We start from the raw sequence: 19,090 nt of genomic DNA on the forward strand, positions 1-19,090 counted from the left end.
TATTATGAAGTGGTATAACCGGTCCTTTTGGAGGCCAAAAAACGAAAGGCAATCCTCCACGAGAATTGCCTTTCCAATTTTATCCCTTCTGACCTACTTACGGATATTAAGCTCTTTGATCAAGTTCCGGTATTTTTCAATATCCTTTGCTTTGAGGTAATCGAGTAAACGACGACGTCGACCTACCATTTTTTTAAGAGCATGTTCTGTACTGAAGTCCTTCTTATGTACCTTCATGTGTTCGGTCAGATGTGCGATACGGTTGGTAAATAATGCTATCTGGCTTTCTGGTGAGCCAGTATCAGAATTCGACTTCCCGTACTTCGCAAAGATCTCTTGTTTTTCTTCTTTTGTCAGATGCATACGACCTTTTTAAATATATGGTTTTACAAATCAGGCCGCAAATATAGATAATAATTTGACACAATGCAAATTGTTTCGATTAGTGATGTGTTATTTATCGACTATCAACTATCAACTACTGACTATCAACTAATATAACTAATACCCTCTCTCTTCAGCCATCTGTTCCATTTCTTCCTCAAAGATTTCCCGGAACTTTTGCTTGTCATAATCGAGCTGAAGTTTGGCATCGTTCGAAATACGACGGTCGAAACCCTTTAAAACATCGTCCTTTTTGACTTCAATAGCGACAAAGCCATGATATTTACCCTCATCGGTAATACTGGCTTTTTCGCAAATCACCACAATATTATTAATGGTTTCATCGGCCACTTCGCGCGTCATATTTTCAAATTTTTGCTCAAATTCGGCAGCATCGCTAATTTCACGTTCATTGACATAACGATCAGTAACTGATTTGGTATTAGAATTAATCAGTGTTACCAGGCGTTGCTTGGCTAACAGCAATGCCTTTTCTTTTGCCAGACTCAAATCGGAGCTGGTAGACATAGCGCTTGCACGGAAAAAGTTCTTATCGGAACGCCCTTTGTCTTCGCAGGGAAGTTCTTCAATTATATCGCCAATTTCACTTTTGGCAGATACTTTTCCTTTGGATTTACAGCCGGAAATGCCGGAAATCAGGACAAAAGACAAAGTTGCAACAAGTAAATAATTAATTTTCATAGTTTTCAATTTTGAGAATATAAACATAAATATTTTTTAACAATTAAATACATATCAAAAAACGAACCAAAAAGTTCATCCGTATCCAAAATCCCAAAGAAATTGTATAAAACGACTCCCGATTATGCGGAACGAATTCCATTATAGGGTCTTACTTCTAATATTGGTAAAAATAGCTACGCCATTTCTTGTCTGGCGTCAACGAAACGACTGGAAAAAAGTTCGATAACTTCTCAAAAAATCAACTATGATGTTGACAATTGCACAAATTAGTGTCAATCCATAAAGTCAATCATATTACATCTAATCATCTAAACATCTAATATTCTAAACATCTAATATTCTATGCACTGTTCTTTTATACCTCAAAACTTTGCGCCATAACCTTCTGTCCGGCTCTGCATCTCAGGCATTTGTGCTGATCGCAGTAATTCTTTTTTAAATAAACCAACCCCTGTGTTTCAGCGGCAGACCTGATATTAATATTGGGCAAAGTCTTTCCCCACTTACGGACAATACTGTTCCTCTCGGGCGGTAATCTTTCGAGCAGATCAAACGACTTCTGACGCAAATGTGGTAACCCTCTTAGCTTTCCGTAAGCAAAAAGGACGGGAACAACAGTATTGATAATTATAAGCTCGACGGCTTGTTTTCCAATTTTTGTGGAATGACGTTTCCCTTTAACATCAGGTTTGTAATGACTGTTCCAGTATTCACAGGGTTCAACCTGAAATAATTCACTAATAACCGCAAAATCCTGACAATCAAGTATTTTATCAAATATGGCTGGGTGGTGCGACAAAATTGCTGCAAGCTGCACCAAGCGCAATGTCGGAAAATTTCCGGGGCGTAAGCGTAAAAATTTCCACAAATGTGCAGGTAATGGCTTCAAACTATATTTCTTTTGCATCAACGCATATTCTCGTTTGAGAAACTGCACATATTCATCTTCATACACGATACCGTCAAGAAATCCTGCCTGTCCAAGAAAAAGAGCTTCCAGTTTTTCGCGGGAATCGGCATTTCGTGCCACAATGGTCCAAGGAGTCTGGCGTGCCAGTTGCTCAAAAGGATCTCCGTTCAAACCAAAGCCGAAATTCCTGGTGAGCATTACATAGAACACGCTCTGCCAGTCATTACGTGATCCGTCAAGAAGTGTTTCAATTATATCAACTTTTCGTTCCAGCTTTTCAACCAGCATCCGTTCAATCCAGGATAATATTTCAAAATCCGGAATATAATGGATCATCTTCTCACAGGCAATCCATCCATGATGCCGGTTCAGATTATTATAACTCTGAATTATCGACTGAGGAATCTGAATTTTCCAGGCGGGAACGCTTCTGCCTTCTGCTGTATGCACGTCTGCATCGTTCTCCAGCACAACATGCAATACGACATTATCGTACAAATGATCCATGTGATGTTGATGACGATTCCAGTCGGAAGCTTTCAGGTGAATTTCAACATTACCAGCCCAGAGTACGTTGTCCAGCTTAATTTTAGCATTGAAAAAATCCGGTCCTGAATCGGTATTTGGTAAACCGGGGTGCACAATCTCAATCTTGTGTCCCTGATCGGTTACAAACAAACCTTGTTTATACAGCCTGTGCTGCCAGATAAAATGTAAAAAATCTTCACTCATAGGTATGGGTTTAATAATGTTGTTCAAAACAATTCCCTGCATCAAAAAATGACGCAACCCAACCTTTGAATGTGCAAAATACAAAGTTTTTTGATTTATTCCTACCCAAAATCCGCAAGGAAATGAGTTATTTCCTACCTGGCATAGCCGGAACCAAACAATAGAAGATTAAACAATCCCTTTTTCGGATAATAGTCCGGCCATTTCCTGCTGGATTTCCGTAGCGGCGATTCGGGCCTTTTGAGCAAAATCCTCACCATCGCCGGCAAAAATAATTCCACGTGATGAATTAACCAATAATCCGCATTGCGCATTCATCCCGTTACGGGCTACTTCGGCCAGACTGCCCCCCTGGGCACCGATACCGGGGACAAGCAGAAAGTGGTCGGGGGCAAAAGAGCGAATATCTTTCAGCATTTCGGCCCGGGTAGCGCCAACAACATACATCATATTTTCTTTGTCGCCCCACTTCTGCGAAGTTTTTATCACCCTTTCAAACAGGTGTTCATCCTTCTCCTTCATATATTGAAAATCGTCAGCCCCCTTATTGGAGGTAAGCGCAAGAAGAATGACCCATCGCCCTACATAAGTCAGAAAAGGCTTAACAGAGTCTTCGCCCATATAAGGAGCAACTGTTACAGCATCGAAATCCATTGTATCGAAAAAAGCCCTGGCATAATGGCCGGAAGTATTACCAATATCACCTCGTTTGGCATCGGCGATGAGAAAAATATCGGGATAATTATACCGGATGTAATTCACTGTCTTTTCCAGGGTATTCCACCCGCTTACCCCCATACTCTCATAAAATGCCAGGTTGGGCTTGTAAGCCACAGCTACCTCGTGCGTGGCATCAATAATCTCTTTATTGAAAGCAAAAACAGGATCGCTGGTATCGTACAGATAGCGAGGAATCTTATTTACATCACTGTCGAGTCCGACACACAGAAAGCTCTTCTTTTTTTTGATCTGTTCGAATAATTCCTGTCTGGTCATTACCGATGATTTTTTGGTTGATGGTTTCTATTTTCTGGTTTCTTAGTTGCTGATGGCTGGTTACTGGTTGTTTGTTTCGGGTTTATTTGTTTATAGTTGCCGGTTGCTGTGACCGAAGTTCCAAGAACCGGCGGGATAACGCTTCCCGGCAGCAGTCAACGAATTACATTTCACTGGCTTTGAGCCGTTCAGCATTTTCTTCAATCTGAAGTTTATCAATAATTCCGCCAATGTCGCCGTCCATTACAGCCGGCAGGTTATATATGGTATAGTTGATTCTGTGATCGGTAACACGTCCCTGCGGGTAATTATAGGTGCGTATTTTGGCCGATCTGTCACCGGTGGAAACCATGGTTTTTCTCTTTGAAGCAATTTCATCAAGGTATTTCTGATATTCAAGGTTATAGATACGGGTTCTGAGTTCGGCCATGGCTTTATCGAGATTTTTTAGCTGCGATTTCTGATCCTGGCAGGTTACTACAATTCCGGTAGGAATGTGCGTGAGGCGAATTGCTGAATAAGTAGTGTTGACAGACTGTCCGCCGGGGCCGGAAGAACAATAGGTATCTTTACGAATATCCTCCTGTTTCAAATCAATATCAAACTCTTCGGCTTCGGGCAGAACAGCCACAGAGGCCGCAGAAGTATGCACACGTCCCTGAGTTTCGGTTTGTGGCACACGCTGTACCCTGTGAACGCCGGATTCATACTTCAGTATTCCATACACACCATTACCGGATACCTTCATCACCACTTCCTTATATCCACCGGCAGTGCCTTCGGAATAATGGGTCACCTCGTACTTCCAGCCTTTCTTTTCGAAGAACTTGGTGTACATCCGGAACAAATCGCCGGCAAAAATACTGGCTTCATCACCACCGGTACCGGCTCTGATTTCCATCACGGCATTTTTTGAATCTTCAGGATCACCAGGCAGCAAAAGCATTTTAATTTTTTCTTCCATCTCCGGCTTTTTCTCTTCCAGTTCAGCAAGTTCTTCACGGGCGAGTGCTCTCATTTCTTCATCGTCTTCCTCCTTCAGCATTTTTCGTGAAGAATCGATATTGTCGACCAGGTTTTTATATTGTTTGCCCATTTCGACAATTTCTTCCAGTTCACGGTACTCTTTGTTGAGCTTCACATATCTCTTCTGATCGGCAATCACAGCAGGATCGGTTATCATTTGTCCCACCTCTTCGAAACGCAACCTGAGCGCTTCCAGTTTTTCAAGTAATGAATTATCTTGTGCCATAATTTTTTATCTGACTTAAGTTACCTTACTTATACGTAACTAATTAGAGGCTGCTGAAAAAGTCAGCAGTCTGTTTCAAATTTATTTTCCATTGTTGAGCTCAGTCTAAAAAGCATCTTTGTTGCCAAACTCGTTGTTGTTTTAAATTTTTGCATCTTCATTAACAACAAGTTAACTCCGATACAAAAATTTAAAACGCCTGGATTTTGACAAAAATATGCTTTTTATACTGCGCTCATAAATAAATTTTATACGGATGAAAACCTTGCTCCTTAAATGAAACTATGCAATGTAAGTAATTTATTATTAATAATTTAAGTATTATTCAACACCACTTGTTTACAAACATAAAAAAACCTGCAAACAGAAAAGACGCAGCAGACGCATACATTCAGTTCTGAAACAGGTATATACCTACCAATGCAGCTAATAATACCAGGTCCCTTTTTCTCCTTTAATTGTGAGTTTATTACCCCCGGCTGAAGGTTCACAATATCCCACTACTTTAGCATCAATATCAAAATCGCCGGCAATATCAATGATATTTTGGGCCTTGGAGTGGTTCACATAAAACTCGAATCGGTGCCCCATGTTGAAAACCTTATACATTTCCTGCCATGGGGTTTGTGATGTTTCCTGAATAATCCGGAATAAATCCGGAACCGGAAACAAATTATCTTTTACCACATGCATGTTCTCAACAAAATTCATCACCTTGGTTTGCCCACCTCCCGAACAATGTACCATTCCGTGAATGTGGGGTCGTAGTTTCTTCAACACCTGCTTCACCACGGGAGCATAAGTGCGGGTAGGCGACAGAACCATTTTCCCGGCGTCTATTCCAAGTTCTTCAATGGTATCGGTCAGTTTAAATTTGCCCTGATATACTAATTCTTCCGGAACAGAGGGATCAAAACTCTCGGGATATTTGTCAGCAAGATAATGGGCAAATATGTCGTGGCGTGCAGAAGTAAGACCGTTACTGCCCATTCCTGCATTGTAAAAATCCTCGTAAGCAGCCTGTCCTGTTGATGACAAACCCACAATGACATCGCCGGGTTGTATCAGATGATTGGAGATAACATCACTTCGTTTCATGCGGGCTGTTACGGTTGAATCTACGATGATGGTACGAACCAAATCGCCTGCATCGGCCGTTTCCCCTCCTGTGCTGTACACAGAAATGCCCAGTTGACGAAGACTTTCCAATAGTTCTTCGGTACCGTTTATAATTGCCGAAATAACCTCGCCGGGTATCTTGTTTTTGTTTCTTCCAATGGTAGAAGAAAGAAGAATATTATCGGTAGCTCCGACACACAGCAGATCGTCAAGATTCATCACCAAAGCATCCTGGGCAATTCCCTTCCAAACCGACAAGTCACCCGTTTCGCGCCAGTAAAGATATGCCAGCGAGGATTTTGTTCCTGCCCCATCGGCATGCATAATATTGCACCATTCGGGGTCTCCACTCAGATAATCGGGTACAATTTTACAAAAGGCTTTCGGGAAAATACCCTTGTCCACCTTCTCAATTGCTCTGTGCACATCCTCTTTCGATGCAGAAACGCCACGCTGATTATATCTTAAATCTTTTTGCACGAATGGTATGTTTTTGGAATAAGAATTCAGAGCACAAAAATACATAAAGTTTTTGGGGGAGAAAATTACTCAGCTGTCGACTCTGCTTTTTTCAGCGTAACAGTTTCTTCATATTCATCGCTTTCCTCCATTCCGATGGTTGATAAGGTGATCTTGTTATTGTAATATCCGTCTGCCATAATCATGACAATATACTCGGCTTCGGGATCCAAAACAAAAGTAAACCGGCCATCTTCAGAAGTATTCGTTCTACGGTTCACCCCGTTATTCCCGACTACATGAATACCGGCATTCTTAACAGGACGGCCCTTCTCATCAACAACTCGTCCTTTCAGCACAGCTTCTATCAAGGGCAACTCAAACTCAAAAATCTGGTCAACCCCACGATAACTTCCACGAGATGAAGACAAAAAACCTGCTTCGCGAGTGCCCCGAAAAGCAATTCCAAAATCGTGAGCCTCGGAATTAAGCGGTAATCCAAGATTTTTCACGCTCCATTCTTCAGATTCCTCATTCCATTCAGCTTCAAAAATATCGAGGCCTCCAAAGCCGACAAGTCCGTCGGATGAGAAATATAAACGCCCGTCTTCTCTTACATAAGGGAACATTTCATCGGCAGGAGTATTAATCTCAGCGCCCAGATTTACCGGCATCCCCCATTCATTTCCGGAATTTCGTGTTACCTTCCAGATATCTTTACCTCCAAACCCACCGGGCTGGTCAGAAACGAAATAAAGGGTTTGTCCGTCTGGTGAAATGGCGGGATGCGCATAAACAAGGCTATCCGGTCCCATCGGTAACTTTTCGGGTTGTCCCCAACGGCCACCCGACTTTTTCATAACCATAATTGAAGCACCTGAAGGCCCTTCATCGGAATAAGTACAGCGGGTAAAATACATTTCTTTCCCGTCGCCAGAAAAAGAGGGTGTTCCATCGTCAGTTGCAATCTCCTCATCACCGATAAAAGGAACGGGTTTTTCCCAGCCACCTCTTCCATCCTGAATGGCACTGTAAATCACAGAACTCCCCTGTCCTGTTATCCGGTTAATGTTCTTTTTTTTGTCGCCTCCCCGCATTGACGAAAAGTAAACCGTAGAATAATCATTTCCTGAGAAAGTCGGAGAATAATCACTTTCTGATGACCGGAGATGAAAATTAACATCCAGTACATGACGGGAAGGTTTAGGATTACTCATTGCCATTTTACAGGAAGTGATACCATTTAGTGCAGCTCTGTTTCCTACATCGTGTTTAAGATATTCTTCATAGGCGGAAACAGCTTCTTCATACTCTTTCCGCATTCGCAGACTTTGTCCCAGAAAAAAATAGGTCTCAGGCTTTGAAAAACCATAACGTAAGGCTCGCTGAAAATAGGCAGATGCTCTTTGTGCCTGTCCTATCCTGTAATAGGACATAGCCAGATAGTAAGAAGCCTGACTGCGGTAGTACCTGTTGTCAAAATCCATCTTCCGAAACCTTTCAACGGCACGACTATATTCACCTGTTTCGTATAGTTTAACGCCGGATGCAAGTTTAGCTTCGGCACTGCAACCAGCCGTCAGGATAAGAACAGCAATTACAAAAAAAAGCAGAGAAAAAATTTGTGTTAATCTGAAGGGCATATATTTGTTCCGGTTAATAACTGAAAAATGTGTCTCAATGCCATAATTTGTTACAACCTTTCCCGACTTTACAGACGGGCTCTAATTACAAAATCGGTTTTTTACATCATTAAGATGGCAGGCCGCATCAAAGTTACCATTAACATAGAGAGTAACGAAAAAAAGAAACAAATATTTTCCTTGATAATATGGGAGTGTACAAATTCTTATAAAAAGGGAAAGTGTCCACCGGAAAATCCGGGGACACTCCCGAGTCAAAACCTCTTCCCGTTCATTAACGGGCAAACAAAAGCTCTCTGTATTTAGGCAATGGCCAGATACCGTTATCAACCGATAATTCCAGCTTGTCGATATGGTAACGTATATCATCGAGATAGGGACGTACTTTCTGATCGTACATTTCAGCCTTTTTCTCCATATCATCTATTTTATTGGCAACTTTCCGTGCTTCCACCATATCATTGGTTTTGTTTTTGATATACTGAATATGGTTTGATATTTGCTTGATCAGATCAAGACGATCGGAAACCAGTTCCTGATAATCCGACTCTTTTCCAAATATATCCTTCAGCCCCTGAACATTCTCAATCAGCGTGTTCATGTACCGAACAGCAGTAGGCACAATATGGTTCAATGCCAAATCGCCCAGAACCCGGGCTTCAATCTGGATTTTTTTGGTATATTTTTCCAGTTCAACTTCGGTACGGGCTTCCAGTTCAACTTCGGTAAAGACACCATTTTCAGAAAAAAGCTTTTTAGCCTTATCTGACAAATAGGCTTTTAAGGCTTCGGGCACATTTGATACATTTACCAGGCCGCGTTTAGCAGCCTCTTTTACCCACTCTTCGCTGTATCCATCACCATCGAAGTGAATATTTTTAGAGTAGGTAATGTATTCCTTGATAACCTGAAAAATGGCCTCGTCCTTTTTCAACCCTTTATCGATCAGGGCATCCACTTCTGTTTTGAATACCTTGAGCTGGTTAGCCACAGCGGTATTGAGCGCGATCATTGCTGAGGCACAATTGGCAGACGATCCGACCGCTCTGAATTCAAAACGGTTTCCTGTAAACGCGAAAGGCGAGGTGCGGTTACGGTCGGTATTATCGAGTAAAATCTCGGGAATCTTGCCAATATCGAGTTTGAGTGCCGTTTTTTCGTCCGGTGTCATCTTTTTATCAGGAACTCTGGTTTCCAACTCGTCAAGCATAGCTGATATCTGGCTGCCGAGGAAAACCGAAATAATTGACGGTGGTGCCTCGTTAGCACCCAGCCGGTGTGAGTTTCCGGCCGACATAATGCTTCCGAGCAAAATATCCTGGTTATCATAAACTGCCTTAAGGACATTAACAAGGAAAGTCAGGAACTGTAAATTGGATTTCGGATTTCTGCCGGGTGACAACAGATTCACCCCTGTGTTGGTACTCAATGACCAGTTATTGTGTTTCCCTGATCCGTTAATTCCCTTAAACGGTTTCTCGTGGAAAAGCACATGGAACTTATGCTTGCGGGCAACCCGTTTCATCACATCCATAACCAGCTGATTATGGTCATTGGCCAGGTTGGTCTCCTCGAAAATCGGCGCTACCTCATACTGATTAGGCGCTACCTCATTATGGCGCGTTTTTACCGGAATGCCGAGACGATAGGCTTCAATCTCAAAATCTTCCATAAATGCAATCACTCTTTCGGGAATGGAGCTGAAATAGTGGTCGTCGAGCTGCTGATCCTTTGCTGAGGAGTGTCCCATAAGTGTTCTGCCGGTGAGCACCAGGTCGGGTCTCGACTGGAACAAAGCTTCATCAACCAAAAAATATTCCTGCTCCCAGCCAAGGTTACTGATAACCCTGGTCACATTCTTATCAAAGTACTGACAAACCTCTACTGCAGCTTTATCAACAGCCTGAAGCGCCTTAAGTAAAGGAAATTTATAGTCAAGGGCATGACCTGTGTACGAAACAAAAATCGTTGGTATACATAAAGTGCTTCCCACAATAAACGCCGGAGAGGAAACATCCCATGCAGTATATCCCCGCGCTTCAAAAGTATTTCGGATTCCACCGGAGGGAAAGCTCGAAGCATCAGGCTCCTGCTGCACCAGCAATGAACCGGAAAAGCTTTCAACCATGGACCCGAATTCACCAAAGGTTAAAAAGGCATCATGCTTTTCGGCAGTACCGTCGGTAAGCGGATGAAACCAGTGCGTATAATGTGTCGCACCATTTTCCATCGCCCATGCCTTCATGCCAAGTGCAATCTGATCGGCCATACGGCGATCGATACGTGTTCCTTTTTCCACGGCTTCAATAACGTGTTCAAAGGCATCTTTTGAAAGGTATTTTTTCATTTTGGGACGGTCGAAAACCAATTCACCAAAATAATCGGAAGTAGGAATTCTTGTTCCCTCCACTTTTTTGGTATCTCTGTTCAGGAGCTCTTCCAATGCAGTAAATCTTAATTTTGCCATAACGATATTTTTTCGAGTTAACTCTGGCAAATATATTAATTTTATACATTACTCCTATTTTTTAAGGGGTATTTTTTGAAAAATTGGGCATTTTTTTGATGAAACCATGTTTTTATGAGGGTATTTTAAATTATAAAGCATTTTTTTAGTGATGAATTGTGTATTATGAAGGTATATAGTGGCCGTCATATACTTTCATCAGTATAAAATAAGTCTAAGTCATTGGCCTGATGGAACTCGCATGCAAGAGTTTTATACATGTTCTTTTGTGACAATCATTGTCATGCTCATTTCATCCGTATATAATTTATTTATTAAGGTCGGATGGAACTCGCATGCAAGAACTTATACATATTCTGATTGTGGCAAACTTTGCCATGCTCGTTTCAACTATTCAGTATTAATCTAACTCTCCGCAGACGAGAGGCAAAAAAAAACCCTCGATCGAAATCGAGGGGAATGATTACGTTTACTTTTCTGAGAAACTCAACAACCTATTCTGAAAAATACTTGTAGAAATAAGGAATTGTCTCTATTCCTTTAAAAAATTGCTCCAGGGGATAATTTTCGTTAGGACTGTGTATGGCATCACTGCTTAAACCGAATCCCATCAAAACAGATTTCATCCCTAAAATCTGTTCAAAAGCTGAAATAATTGGAATAGACCCGCCGCTCCGAACCGGAACGGGACGTTTTCCATAAGTTTGCAGGTATGCTTTCTCGGCCGCACGGTAAGCAGGCATATCTATCGGACAAACATAAGCTTGCCCGCCATGAAGCACAGAAACTTCCACTTTCACAGAATCGGGTGCAATAGCTTTAAAATATTCCTTGAATTGTTCTGCAATTTTTTTGTGATCCTGATTTGGGACCAGGCGTGCCGACAGTTTTGCATGTGCCGTGGAAGGCAGCACAGTTTTTGCTCCTTCGCCTGTGTAGCCGCCCCATATCCCACACACATCGAAAGAAGGCCGAATTCCGGTTCTTTCCTGGGTAGTATATCCTTCTTCCCCTTGTAGTGCTTCCACGCCAATGGCTTTTTTATAGGCTGCCTCATCGAAAGGTGCTCTGTCCATCAACTCACGTTCCTCATCACTTACCTCCAGTACATCGTCATAAAACCCGGGAATAGTTATATGACCCTTATCGTCAATCAGACTGCCAATCATCTTCGAAAGTACGTTGGCCGGATTTGCGACAGCTCCGCCAAACATTCCGGAGTGCAGGTCACGGTTAGGCCCCGTTATATCAACCTGCCAGTACGCCAGGCCCCTTAAACCGGTTGTTATTGAAGGAACATCGGGTTCGAGCATGGTGGTGTCAGAAACCAAAATAACGTCTCCCTTCAGAAGGCCTTTATGGTTTTCACAAAATTCCGGTAAATGTGCAGAACCAATTTCCTCTTCTCCTTCTATAAGAAATTTAACATTGCAATGGAGCTGATTGGTATTGACCAAATATTCAAAAGCTTTAAGGTGCATAAAGGATTGTCCCTTGTCATCGTCAGCACCCCTTGCCCAGATTTTTCCATCTTTAATTACCGGCTCAAAAGGATCGGTATTCCAGAGTTCCAACGGGTCAACGGGCATTACATCGGTATGTCCGTAAACCAAAACAGTAGGCGCATTCTCATCAACCTGCTTCTCTGCAAAAACCACGGGATGCCCTTTTGTTTCCATGACTTCTGCTTTATCAACGCCAGCCTTTAAAAGAAGCTCCTTCCATTTTTCAGAGGCACGACGCATATCCTCTCTGTGGGCCGACTCACTACTAATCGAAGGTATCCGAATTAATTCAAAAAGTTCTTCCAGAAAACGCTCCTTGTTTTCTTCAATGTATTGTTTAATGTCTTGCATATCGTTAACTTTTATTTTGCGGAAAATGACACAATTATCAATTTAAAACCTGTCTGCTTTATTCATCAGTATATAATTTTATTAAGGTCGAATGGAACTCGCATGCAAGACTTTATAAATATTCTTGTTGTGGTATGCCTTGTCAGGCCCGTTTTATCTTACATCTTACCATTTTAAATCTAAAAATCTATTAAAACAATCTTTGCCATGCTCGTTTCATCTTACATTTAATAAATTGTTACGGCTGTTAGAATTGTTAAAGTTGTTAATATTGTTAATGTATTAGTTGTTAGCATGTTATAAGTTTTATTACATTAGCTAACAATTTAACAATCTTAACAATCCTAACAATTTCATCCGTATAAAATTAGTCTAAGTTGTTGGTCGAATGGAACTCGCATGATTGAATTATATATTTTCGTCATGAAATGCTCAAATATCAAATAATACAAGCAACTGCAGACAAATTTAAAGCAGGAAACAGTGAACTATTTTCAGATTAAATTTGATGAGGATGCTCATATTCTGCCGACATTTTAGCATTGTAATAGAAAATTCATAAATAAAGCAGGTAAAGTAAGGAAATTTTACCGGCAAACGCTATGAGAGATGTCAACTCATTAAACTGGAAGAACAAAGATTATAACAATTCGATCCAGCTTTTTTGAATACTGATAAAAATGAAACGATCTTTTATTTCAAAATAAACAATTCATATAAAAAGGCCTTTATGCAAAGAACACCTTGAGGCATTTTTGCATGTAATAACAGGTATCAGTTATATTTTTCAGGCCATATTATGGAAGACATTTGTCACATCATCGTCTTCTTCAAACCTGACAAGCAGTTTTTCGATATCTTCAGCCTGTTCGGCTGAAAGTTTTCGTGTGTTTTGCGGGATTCTTTCAAAATCGGCATTTTCGATTTCATAACCGTTTTCTTCCAGATATTTCTGGATAGGCCCGAACGCTTCAAAATCACCATATATTATAATAAGGTCATCCTCAACAAAGACCTCCTGTCCCCCTATATCTATAAGTTCCAGCTCAAGTTCTTCCAGATCAGGTTTTTCTTTCATTTTTACTTTGAAGACACACTTGTGCTCAAACATATAATCGACACTCCCTGACGTGCCAAGTGCGCCGCCGGCCTTGTTGAAATAGCTGCGAACGTTGGCCACTGTGCGCGTAGGATTATCTGTTGCTGTCTCAACCAAAACAGCAATGCCATGTGGCGCGTAGCCTTCATAAACTACAGTCTTATAATCGGACGGGTCTTTCCCTGTAGCTTTCTTTATTGCCCTTTCCACATTTTCCTTGGGCATATTGGCCGTCTTGGCATTCTGAATCAGCATCCTGAGACGAGGATTCCCGGCGGGATCAGGGCCACCGTTTCTAACGGCAATAGAAATTTCACGTCCAATTTTTGTAAAAGTTTTGGCCATATTTCCCCAACGTTTGAGTTTTCTGGCCTTACGGTATTCAAATGCGCGTCCCATGAATTATTGATTAATGCTATGAGCCCGGTCTAAAAAGCATCTTTGTTGCCAAACTCAGTGTTGTTTTAAATTTTTGAATCCTCATTAACAATGAGTTAACTCCGGTACAAAAATTTAAAACGCCTTGATTTTGACAAAAATATGCTTTTTATTCCGCACTCATGCTATATATTAAATTATTCCGTGTCCCCCACTGATTTTGATTTTTGTTTTTCAAGATGGATAGCCACCTCTTCCATCTCTTCATAAAACTTTTCACCATATTTCCGGATAATCGACTCTTTCAGAAAACGGAAAACGGGAAGTCCCATCTTTTTCCCCAACTCGCGGGCAGGATCACAAACCGGCCACGAATGATAATTCAACGCTTCATAACCTGAATATTTATCCACACGAATGGGATAAAGATGACATGATATTGGCTTTTTGAAGTTTATAAGTCCTTCCTCATAAGCCTTTTCAAAGGCACATCTGCAAATTCCGTTGCTGTCAAAATAAGTATAAACACATTCCCGCCCGTGAATAATGGGAGTTACCTTGTCACCGTCGGCATCGATCTCCCAGGTGCCGCTTCTTTCAATTATTTCAACCGCTTCGGGGGAAAGCAGATGTTTGATTTTCGGATAGATATCTTCAAGAATTGCTGTTTCTTCATCTTTCAGTGGTGCTCCCGATTCACCTTCTACACAGCAACTACCTAAACACTTTGATAAATCGCATACAAAATGCTTTTCAAAAATGTCGAGGCTGATAATCTTGTCATCAATTTGAACCATTTATTTTTTGGTATTCCTTTACCGTGTTTAATAAAACGAGGTAAAATGTTTGGAGTGCAAATTTAAGGAAATATTGATATTAAAAAAGGACAGTTTATGTATGGAACTGTCCTAAATTAGTGACCTGACATAAGGGGAGTAGAATATAGTAACGACGCAATTTGTTGCAAAACGTGAGAATATCACGGACGCAAAACACGCATTACACTTAATATCAAAGACATAGTGCCCGACATGTATATTTTGAACTTAACTTCTTAGCACCTGAACAAAAACATCAAGATTGATGTCGATTAACATCAGCAGATAGATAGACATCAGGTAAAAATGATCTGGGAGTTTTCACCGCCACTCCTTTCGTAAAATTCACCAACCGTAAGCACCCCTGAAACATCTTCCCATAGGTCTTCTTTTGTCAGTTTAAACATGTCCATAGCGAGTTTACAAGCGAACACTTCACCGCCGCCTGCGGTAAACATTTCCAGGAATTCGCCCACAGGCGGGATGTCAATCTTCTCCATTTGGTTGCGCATCATGGAAGATACACCCGCTTCCACACCGGGCAATATGCCCAGCAGAGTTGGAAAAGAGAGCCCGCCCGGCATGCGCATGGCAGGATTGCCTACGGTTGCTGTATGCAGTTTATTCATTCGTTTCTTGGTGATAGCATCAAGGCCGAAAAAAGTAAAAAAGAGTTTGGCCTCCATGCCTTCCATCAAAGCACCATTGGCCAATACCAGCGAAGCATACACATCTTCCAGGTTTCCTTTTGCACAAATGATGCTGACTTTTTTTAGTGCATTATCTTTTGAGTTCATAACTGAATATTTTTAAGATTAAACACATGATGTCGGTTTAGGAATACCGGCCAATTTCGATGCTTTTTTCAGCGGGCCGCCCGGGAAAAGTTTATAAAAGCCTTTAATATCCACAATCCCGGAATTTTTAATTTTTCGGATGGTGAGTTGCTCTCCGGCTTCATGCTTTTCCCTCAGGTATTTGATGACAGCCATGTGCTCATCGGTTAATTCAATGTTTTCTTCTTTGGCTAGTTCTCTGGCAACATCTTCGGACCAGTCGGCCATGTTTTTGAGGTATCCTTCTTCAGTTACTTCGATGTTTTTTCCTGCAATTGTTTTTTCCATAATCTGTTATCTTTTTTGATTCATATTATTCATAAATTGCAACAGGAAGCCTGTTGCTTTCTTCATTTCTTTTTTGTTCGAACCGAACAAGAGTTTTATTGGTGATGCCGGCTTTATATCCTGCTTACTGGTTTCTGCCAAAGCAGAGAGCATCTTGTCTGTTTGTTCCAGCATTTTCCTGTCGGTGATTTTTTTACCGATTGAAACCAGCAAATCACCATTTTCCCCGATCTTGCGTAGGCTTTCGGGGTCGGTTTTTTCCAATATTTTGGTGAAGCTTTGCAGCAGCGCTACTGAAATTTCAAACAATCCCCGTTCATTGAGTTTCTGAAGGTATTTTGAGAAATCAATGATAGCCTCGGTTGCAAGTGGGGAGGCATCCTGAAGCAAATCAGTAATGCTTTCCATGGCATCCATCAGTTGGGTAAAGGTGTCGATATTGCGAAGTAACTTGATTACCAGGCTTTTAACCTCATCAGGGTCAATTTCTACAAGCTGTTTATCTAGTTCATCAACAGCGGTGTCATACATGTCCTTACCTACAATCGACAAATCGCTCATCAGGTCATCGGTAGCCATGCTGCGTAATTTTTTTTCACTGATGTAACTCAGAACTTCGTCCATCTTGTTGTTCAGTTCGTTTATTTGTGTTTGCATTGAGTCATTCATAGCTACGTATTTTACTGTTGGGTATTTTCAGAGTTGATTACCTTTTTCCCTGCCATGGTCATTAGTGGCTCTACAGGTAGCTCTTTTCCTTTAAGTAGAATATGCCAATACATCCAGCGAAACATTACCTTGCCGTAGTGGTTGATCTTTGTGTTTTTCAGTAAGCCAAAGGGGCCAATCCCCGGCAACGGAAATGTACCCGGCAGCGGTTCTGTATCATAATTGAAATCAATCAGTGCACCTTTGCCATACCCGGTTTCAATGTAGCAGTTGGCATGCCCGTCAAATTTTGCTGTCATAGGCCTGCCTTCGATATCGTTTATGAGGTTCTCAAAAAGAATATCAGATGCAAAATGTGCTACCGAACCTGCTTTTGATGTAGGAAGATTGGCTGCGTCGCCGAGCACAAAAATATTATCCCACTTTTCAGATTTGAGCGTGTGTTTGTCAGTTGGGACAAAACCCATGTCATCGCCCATCTTGCTATTTTCAATGATTTTGCTTCCCTTATTCACCGGCACAATGGTGAGGATATCGAAATCCACTGTACGCTCATCGTAGGAAACCAATTGTTTCTTTTCATCGTCCACACGTTCGGTGTAAAAATCCGTCACCACATTAATGTTTTTCTCCTCCAGCAGTTCACCCAGCATTTTGGATGCTATTGGTCTGGTAAAGGCGCCTGACATCAATGTGACATAGGTGAGGTCCACCTTGTCACGAATGCCCTTTTCTGTAAAATAGGCTTCAGCAAGAAAAACAAATTCAAGTGGTGCTACGGGGCATTTATATGGCAATTCCGGGATAGCAACAACCAGTTTACCACCTTCCCAAGTACGTAACTTCTTGTTGAGTGCCATGGCACCCTCGATGCTGTAAAAATCAAAAATATCCTTGTAGTACAATTCCCCTTTCAGCCCGGGCGTTTCTTCCGGCCTGAGTTCTGTTCCGGTGGCCACGATCAGATAGTCGTAATTAAGCGTCTGACCATTTTTCATCAGCACCGAATTATCATCCGGATTAACCTTTTCGGCCTCATCATAAATCATTTCCACACCTGCCGGAATGAACTGACTTTTGGATTTGATCACATCATCCGGTTTGTATATTCCAAACGGAATGAATAAAAATCCGGGCTGATAATAATGAGTACGGTCCTTATCAAGGATTGTAATTTTCCATTCATCCGATGATAATGCTTTTCGCAACTTATTTGCCATGATGGTGCCGGCTGTTCCACCGCCTAGTATAAGTATTCTCTTCATAATCTTTAATATTTTTGTTATCTTGTTTGTTAATAAAAATACAGTAAACTATTCACGATAGTTGATGTTTATGCTATGACACATATCATAAAATAATAAATATCATATGGCTGAGCTGGTAAAAAACACAAACTGTCAATGTGAGAACTGCAAGTTGAGGGATGTCTTTTTCAATCATCTGTCTCAAGATGAAATAATAGATATCTGCAACATGCGAAAGGAATATCATTATGATGCCTCAGAAAACATTATTGGTAAGGGCGAAAAAATTGAGAAATTCATGTACCTCAAAGATGGTCTTGTTAAATTGTATCTGGACAATGAAATCGGAACAGATCAGATTGTAAGTTTTGCACGTCCGCTGGATTTCATAAGCATTTTAAGCGCATTTTCTACCGATGAATATCAGTACAGTGTATCTGCTCTTGTGCCGTCTAATGTATGTGTTATTGAAATGGATTTAATAAAAAGCTTTGCTACTACGAATCCGGCTTTTACCATTGACCTGATGAAGAAGCTCAGCTTGACAACGGATAAAATCCTGCATGAAAGCCTGGAGTTGAAACGCTTGAATCTCAAGGGAAAGCTGGCAATGGTATTGCACATGTTTTCGACAGATATATTTTCATCCAAGGTGTTTGAACTGCCTGTAACACGAAAGGAAATTGCTGAGTATGCAGGTATCAGCACAGAGAATGCTATCCGGGGACTCAGTGAATTTCGAAAAGACAAACTCATACGTATCAATGGGAAAGAGATTGAAATACTCGAACCCGAACGACTAAAACGCATTGCCAGATACGGTTAAATCGTAAGCCATAGGCCTCCCACGTATTGTAAAAGTAAAAAAAAATTTCCCAAGCCGGAAATACCGGCCTTGGAGTTGAATCTTTCTAAGTACTACTGGAATCTTTTGGAATTAGTTGGAGCTTTCCGGAAAATTCCGGCAATGGTTGGATTTTTTCCAATTGTGAGGTAAAAGGTCAGCCAGGTCCGGATCATAGTTGCTATTGTATAATGCAATTCCCGGAATAGTTTCTTGAATATTGATAAGGTCATCCTCATTTTTTGCCATCAAAGTAAGGCCGTTAGCACGGAGATTGCAATATGTGCGAGGCCGAAGGCTTACCTGCGTTAAACGCTCATAACCTGACAGCTTACCATGTTTGGTAGGGAGCGTATCAGTCTAAGCTTTCGCTCTTACGCCTTTACGA

At 41.3% G+C, this 19,090-nt stretch carries 16 protein-coding genes; 1 reads left to right on the top strand and 15 read right to left on the bottom strand.

The genetic code is table 11. The annotated features are described in order from the left end of the window. Positions 1 to 93: 93 nt before the first annotated feature. From rpsO to sqr, 15 genes are all read right to left on the bottom strand, one after another. Positions 94 to 363: a 30S ribosomal protein S15 gene (gene rpsO, locus ATH1_RS0116180; RefSeq protein WP_010424259.1), complete on the bottom strand. Its 270-nt coding sequence runs from the start codon at positions 361 to 363 to the stop codon at positions 94 to 96. A 138-nt stretch (positions 364 to 501) separates the two neighbouring features. Further along, positions 502 to 1,086, bottom strand: a complete 585-nt coding sequence (locus tag ATH1_RS0116185; protein ID WP_029164179.1) for a hypothetical protein — start codon at positions 1,084 to 1,086, stop codon at positions 502 to 504. A gap of 358 nt (positions 1,087 to 1,444) precedes the next feature. Continuing rightward, on the bottom strand, positions 1,445 to 2,731 hold the full coding sequence (locus tag ATH1_RS0116190; RefSeq protein ID WP_029164180.1) for a DUF2851 family protein: 1,287 nt from the start codon (positions 2,729 to 2,731) through the stop codon (positions 1,445 to 1,447). 168 nt (positions 2,732 to 2,899) lie between these two features. Next, entirely contained in the window at positions 2,900 to 3,727 is an 828-nt protein-coding gene (pyrF, locus tag ATH1_RS0116195) for an orotidine-5'-phosphate decarboxylase (RefSeq protein WP_010424265.1), read from the bottom strand. Positions 3,728 to 3,890: 163 nt separating this feature from the next. Beyond that, complete coding sequence (gene prfA / locus ATH1_RS0116200) at positions 3,891 to 4,979, bottom strand: peptide chain release factor 1 (protein ID WP_010424267.1); 1,089 nt, start codon at positions 4,977 to 4,979, stop codon at positions 3,891 to 3,893. Between the two features lie 426 nt (positions 4,980 to 5,405). Continuing rightward, entirely contained in the window at positions 5,406 to 6,578 is a 1,173-nt protein-coding gene (locus ATH1_RS0116205) for an AIR synthase related protein (RefSeq protein WP_029164181.1), read from the bottom strand. A 65-nt stretch (positions 6,579 to 6,643) separates the two neighbouring features. Beyond that, positions 6,644 to 8,200: a carboxypeptidase regulatory-like domain-containing protein gene (locus tag ATH1_RS0116210; protein ID WP_010424270.1), complete on the bottom strand. Its 1,557-nt coding sequence runs from the start codon at positions 8,198 to 8,200 to the stop codon at positions 6,644 to 6,646. Positions 8,201 to 8,474: 274 nt separating this feature from the next. Next, positions 8,475 to 10,667: a glutamine synthetase III family protein gene (locus ATH1_RS0116215; protein ID WP_010424271.1), complete on the bottom strand. Its 2,193-nt coding sequence runs from the start codon at positions 10,665 to 10,667 to the stop codon at positions 8,475 to 8,477. A 494-nt stretch (positions 10,668 to 11,161) separates the two neighbouring features. Then, positions 11,162 to 12,523: a dipeptidase gene (locus ATH1_RS0116220; protein WP_010424272.1), complete on the bottom strand. Its 1,362-nt coding sequence runs from the start codon at positions 12,521 to 12,523 to the stop codon at positions 11,162 to 11,164. Positions 12,524 to 13,310: 787 nt separating this feature from the next. Further along, positions 13,311 to 14,021: a YebC/PmpR family DNA-binding transcriptional regulator gene (locus ATH1_RS0116225; RefSeq protein WP_010424273.1), complete on the bottom strand. Its 711-nt coding sequence runs from the start codon at positions 14,019 to 14,021 to the stop codon at positions 13,311 to 13,313. 176 nt (positions 14,022 to 14,197) lie between these two features. Next, positions 14,198 to 14,797: a DUF3109 family protein gene (locus tag ATH1_RS0116230; RefSeq protein WP_010424274.1), complete on the bottom strand. Its 600-nt coding sequence runs from the start codon at positions 14,795 to 14,797 to the stop codon at positions 14,198 to 14,200. Positions 14,798 to 15,114: 317 nt separating this feature from the next. Then, complete coding sequence (locus ATH1_RS0116235; RefSeq protein WP_010424275.1) at positions 15,115 to 15,615, bottom strand: DsrE/DsrF/DrsH-like family protein; 501 nt, start codon at positions 15,613 to 15,615, stop codon at positions 15,115 to 15,117. An 18-nt stretch (positions 15,616 to 15,633) separates the two neighbouring features. After that, complete coding sequence (locus tag ATH1_RS0116240) at positions 15,634 to 15,942, bottom strand: TusE/DsrC/DsvC family sulfur relay protein (RefSeq protein ID WP_010424276.1); 309 nt, start codon at positions 15,940 to 15,942, stop codon at positions 15,634 to 15,636. A 6-nt stretch (positions 15,943 to 15,948) separates the two neighbouring features. Then, positions 15,949 to 16,611 (bottom strand): hypothetical protein, encoded by a 663-nt coding sequence (locus ATH1_RS0116245; protein WP_010424277.1) that lies wholly within the window; start codon positions 16,609 to 16,611, stop codon positions 15,949 to 15,951. 11 nt (positions 16,612 to 16,622) lie between these two features. Continuing rightward, complete coding sequence (sqr, locus tag ATH1_RS0116250; protein WP_010424278.1) at positions 16,623 to 17,876, bottom strand: type III sulfide quinone reductase, selenoprotein subtype; 1,254 nt, start codon at positions 17,874 to 17,876, stop codon at positions 16,623 to 16,625. Between the two features lie 211 nt (positions 17,877 to 18,087). Here sqr and ATH1_RS0116255 point away from each other — a divergent pair, with 211 nt between their 5' ends. Next, positions 18,088 to 18,684: a Crp/Fnr family transcriptional regulator gene (locus tag ATH1_RS0116255; RefSeq protein ID WP_162096805.1), complete on the top strand. Its 597-nt coding sequence runs from the start codon at positions 18,088 to 18,090 to the stop codon at positions 18,682 to 18,684. The last annotated feature ends 406 nt before the right edge of the window (positions 18,685 to 19,090 follow it).

Origin of the sequence: Anaerophaga thermohalophila DSM 12881 (assembly GCF_000191885.1) — a bacterium.
Classification (GTDB): domain Bacteria; phylum Bacteroidota; class Bacteroidia; order Bacteroidales; family Marinilabiliaceae; genus Anaerophaga; species Anaerophaga thermohalophila.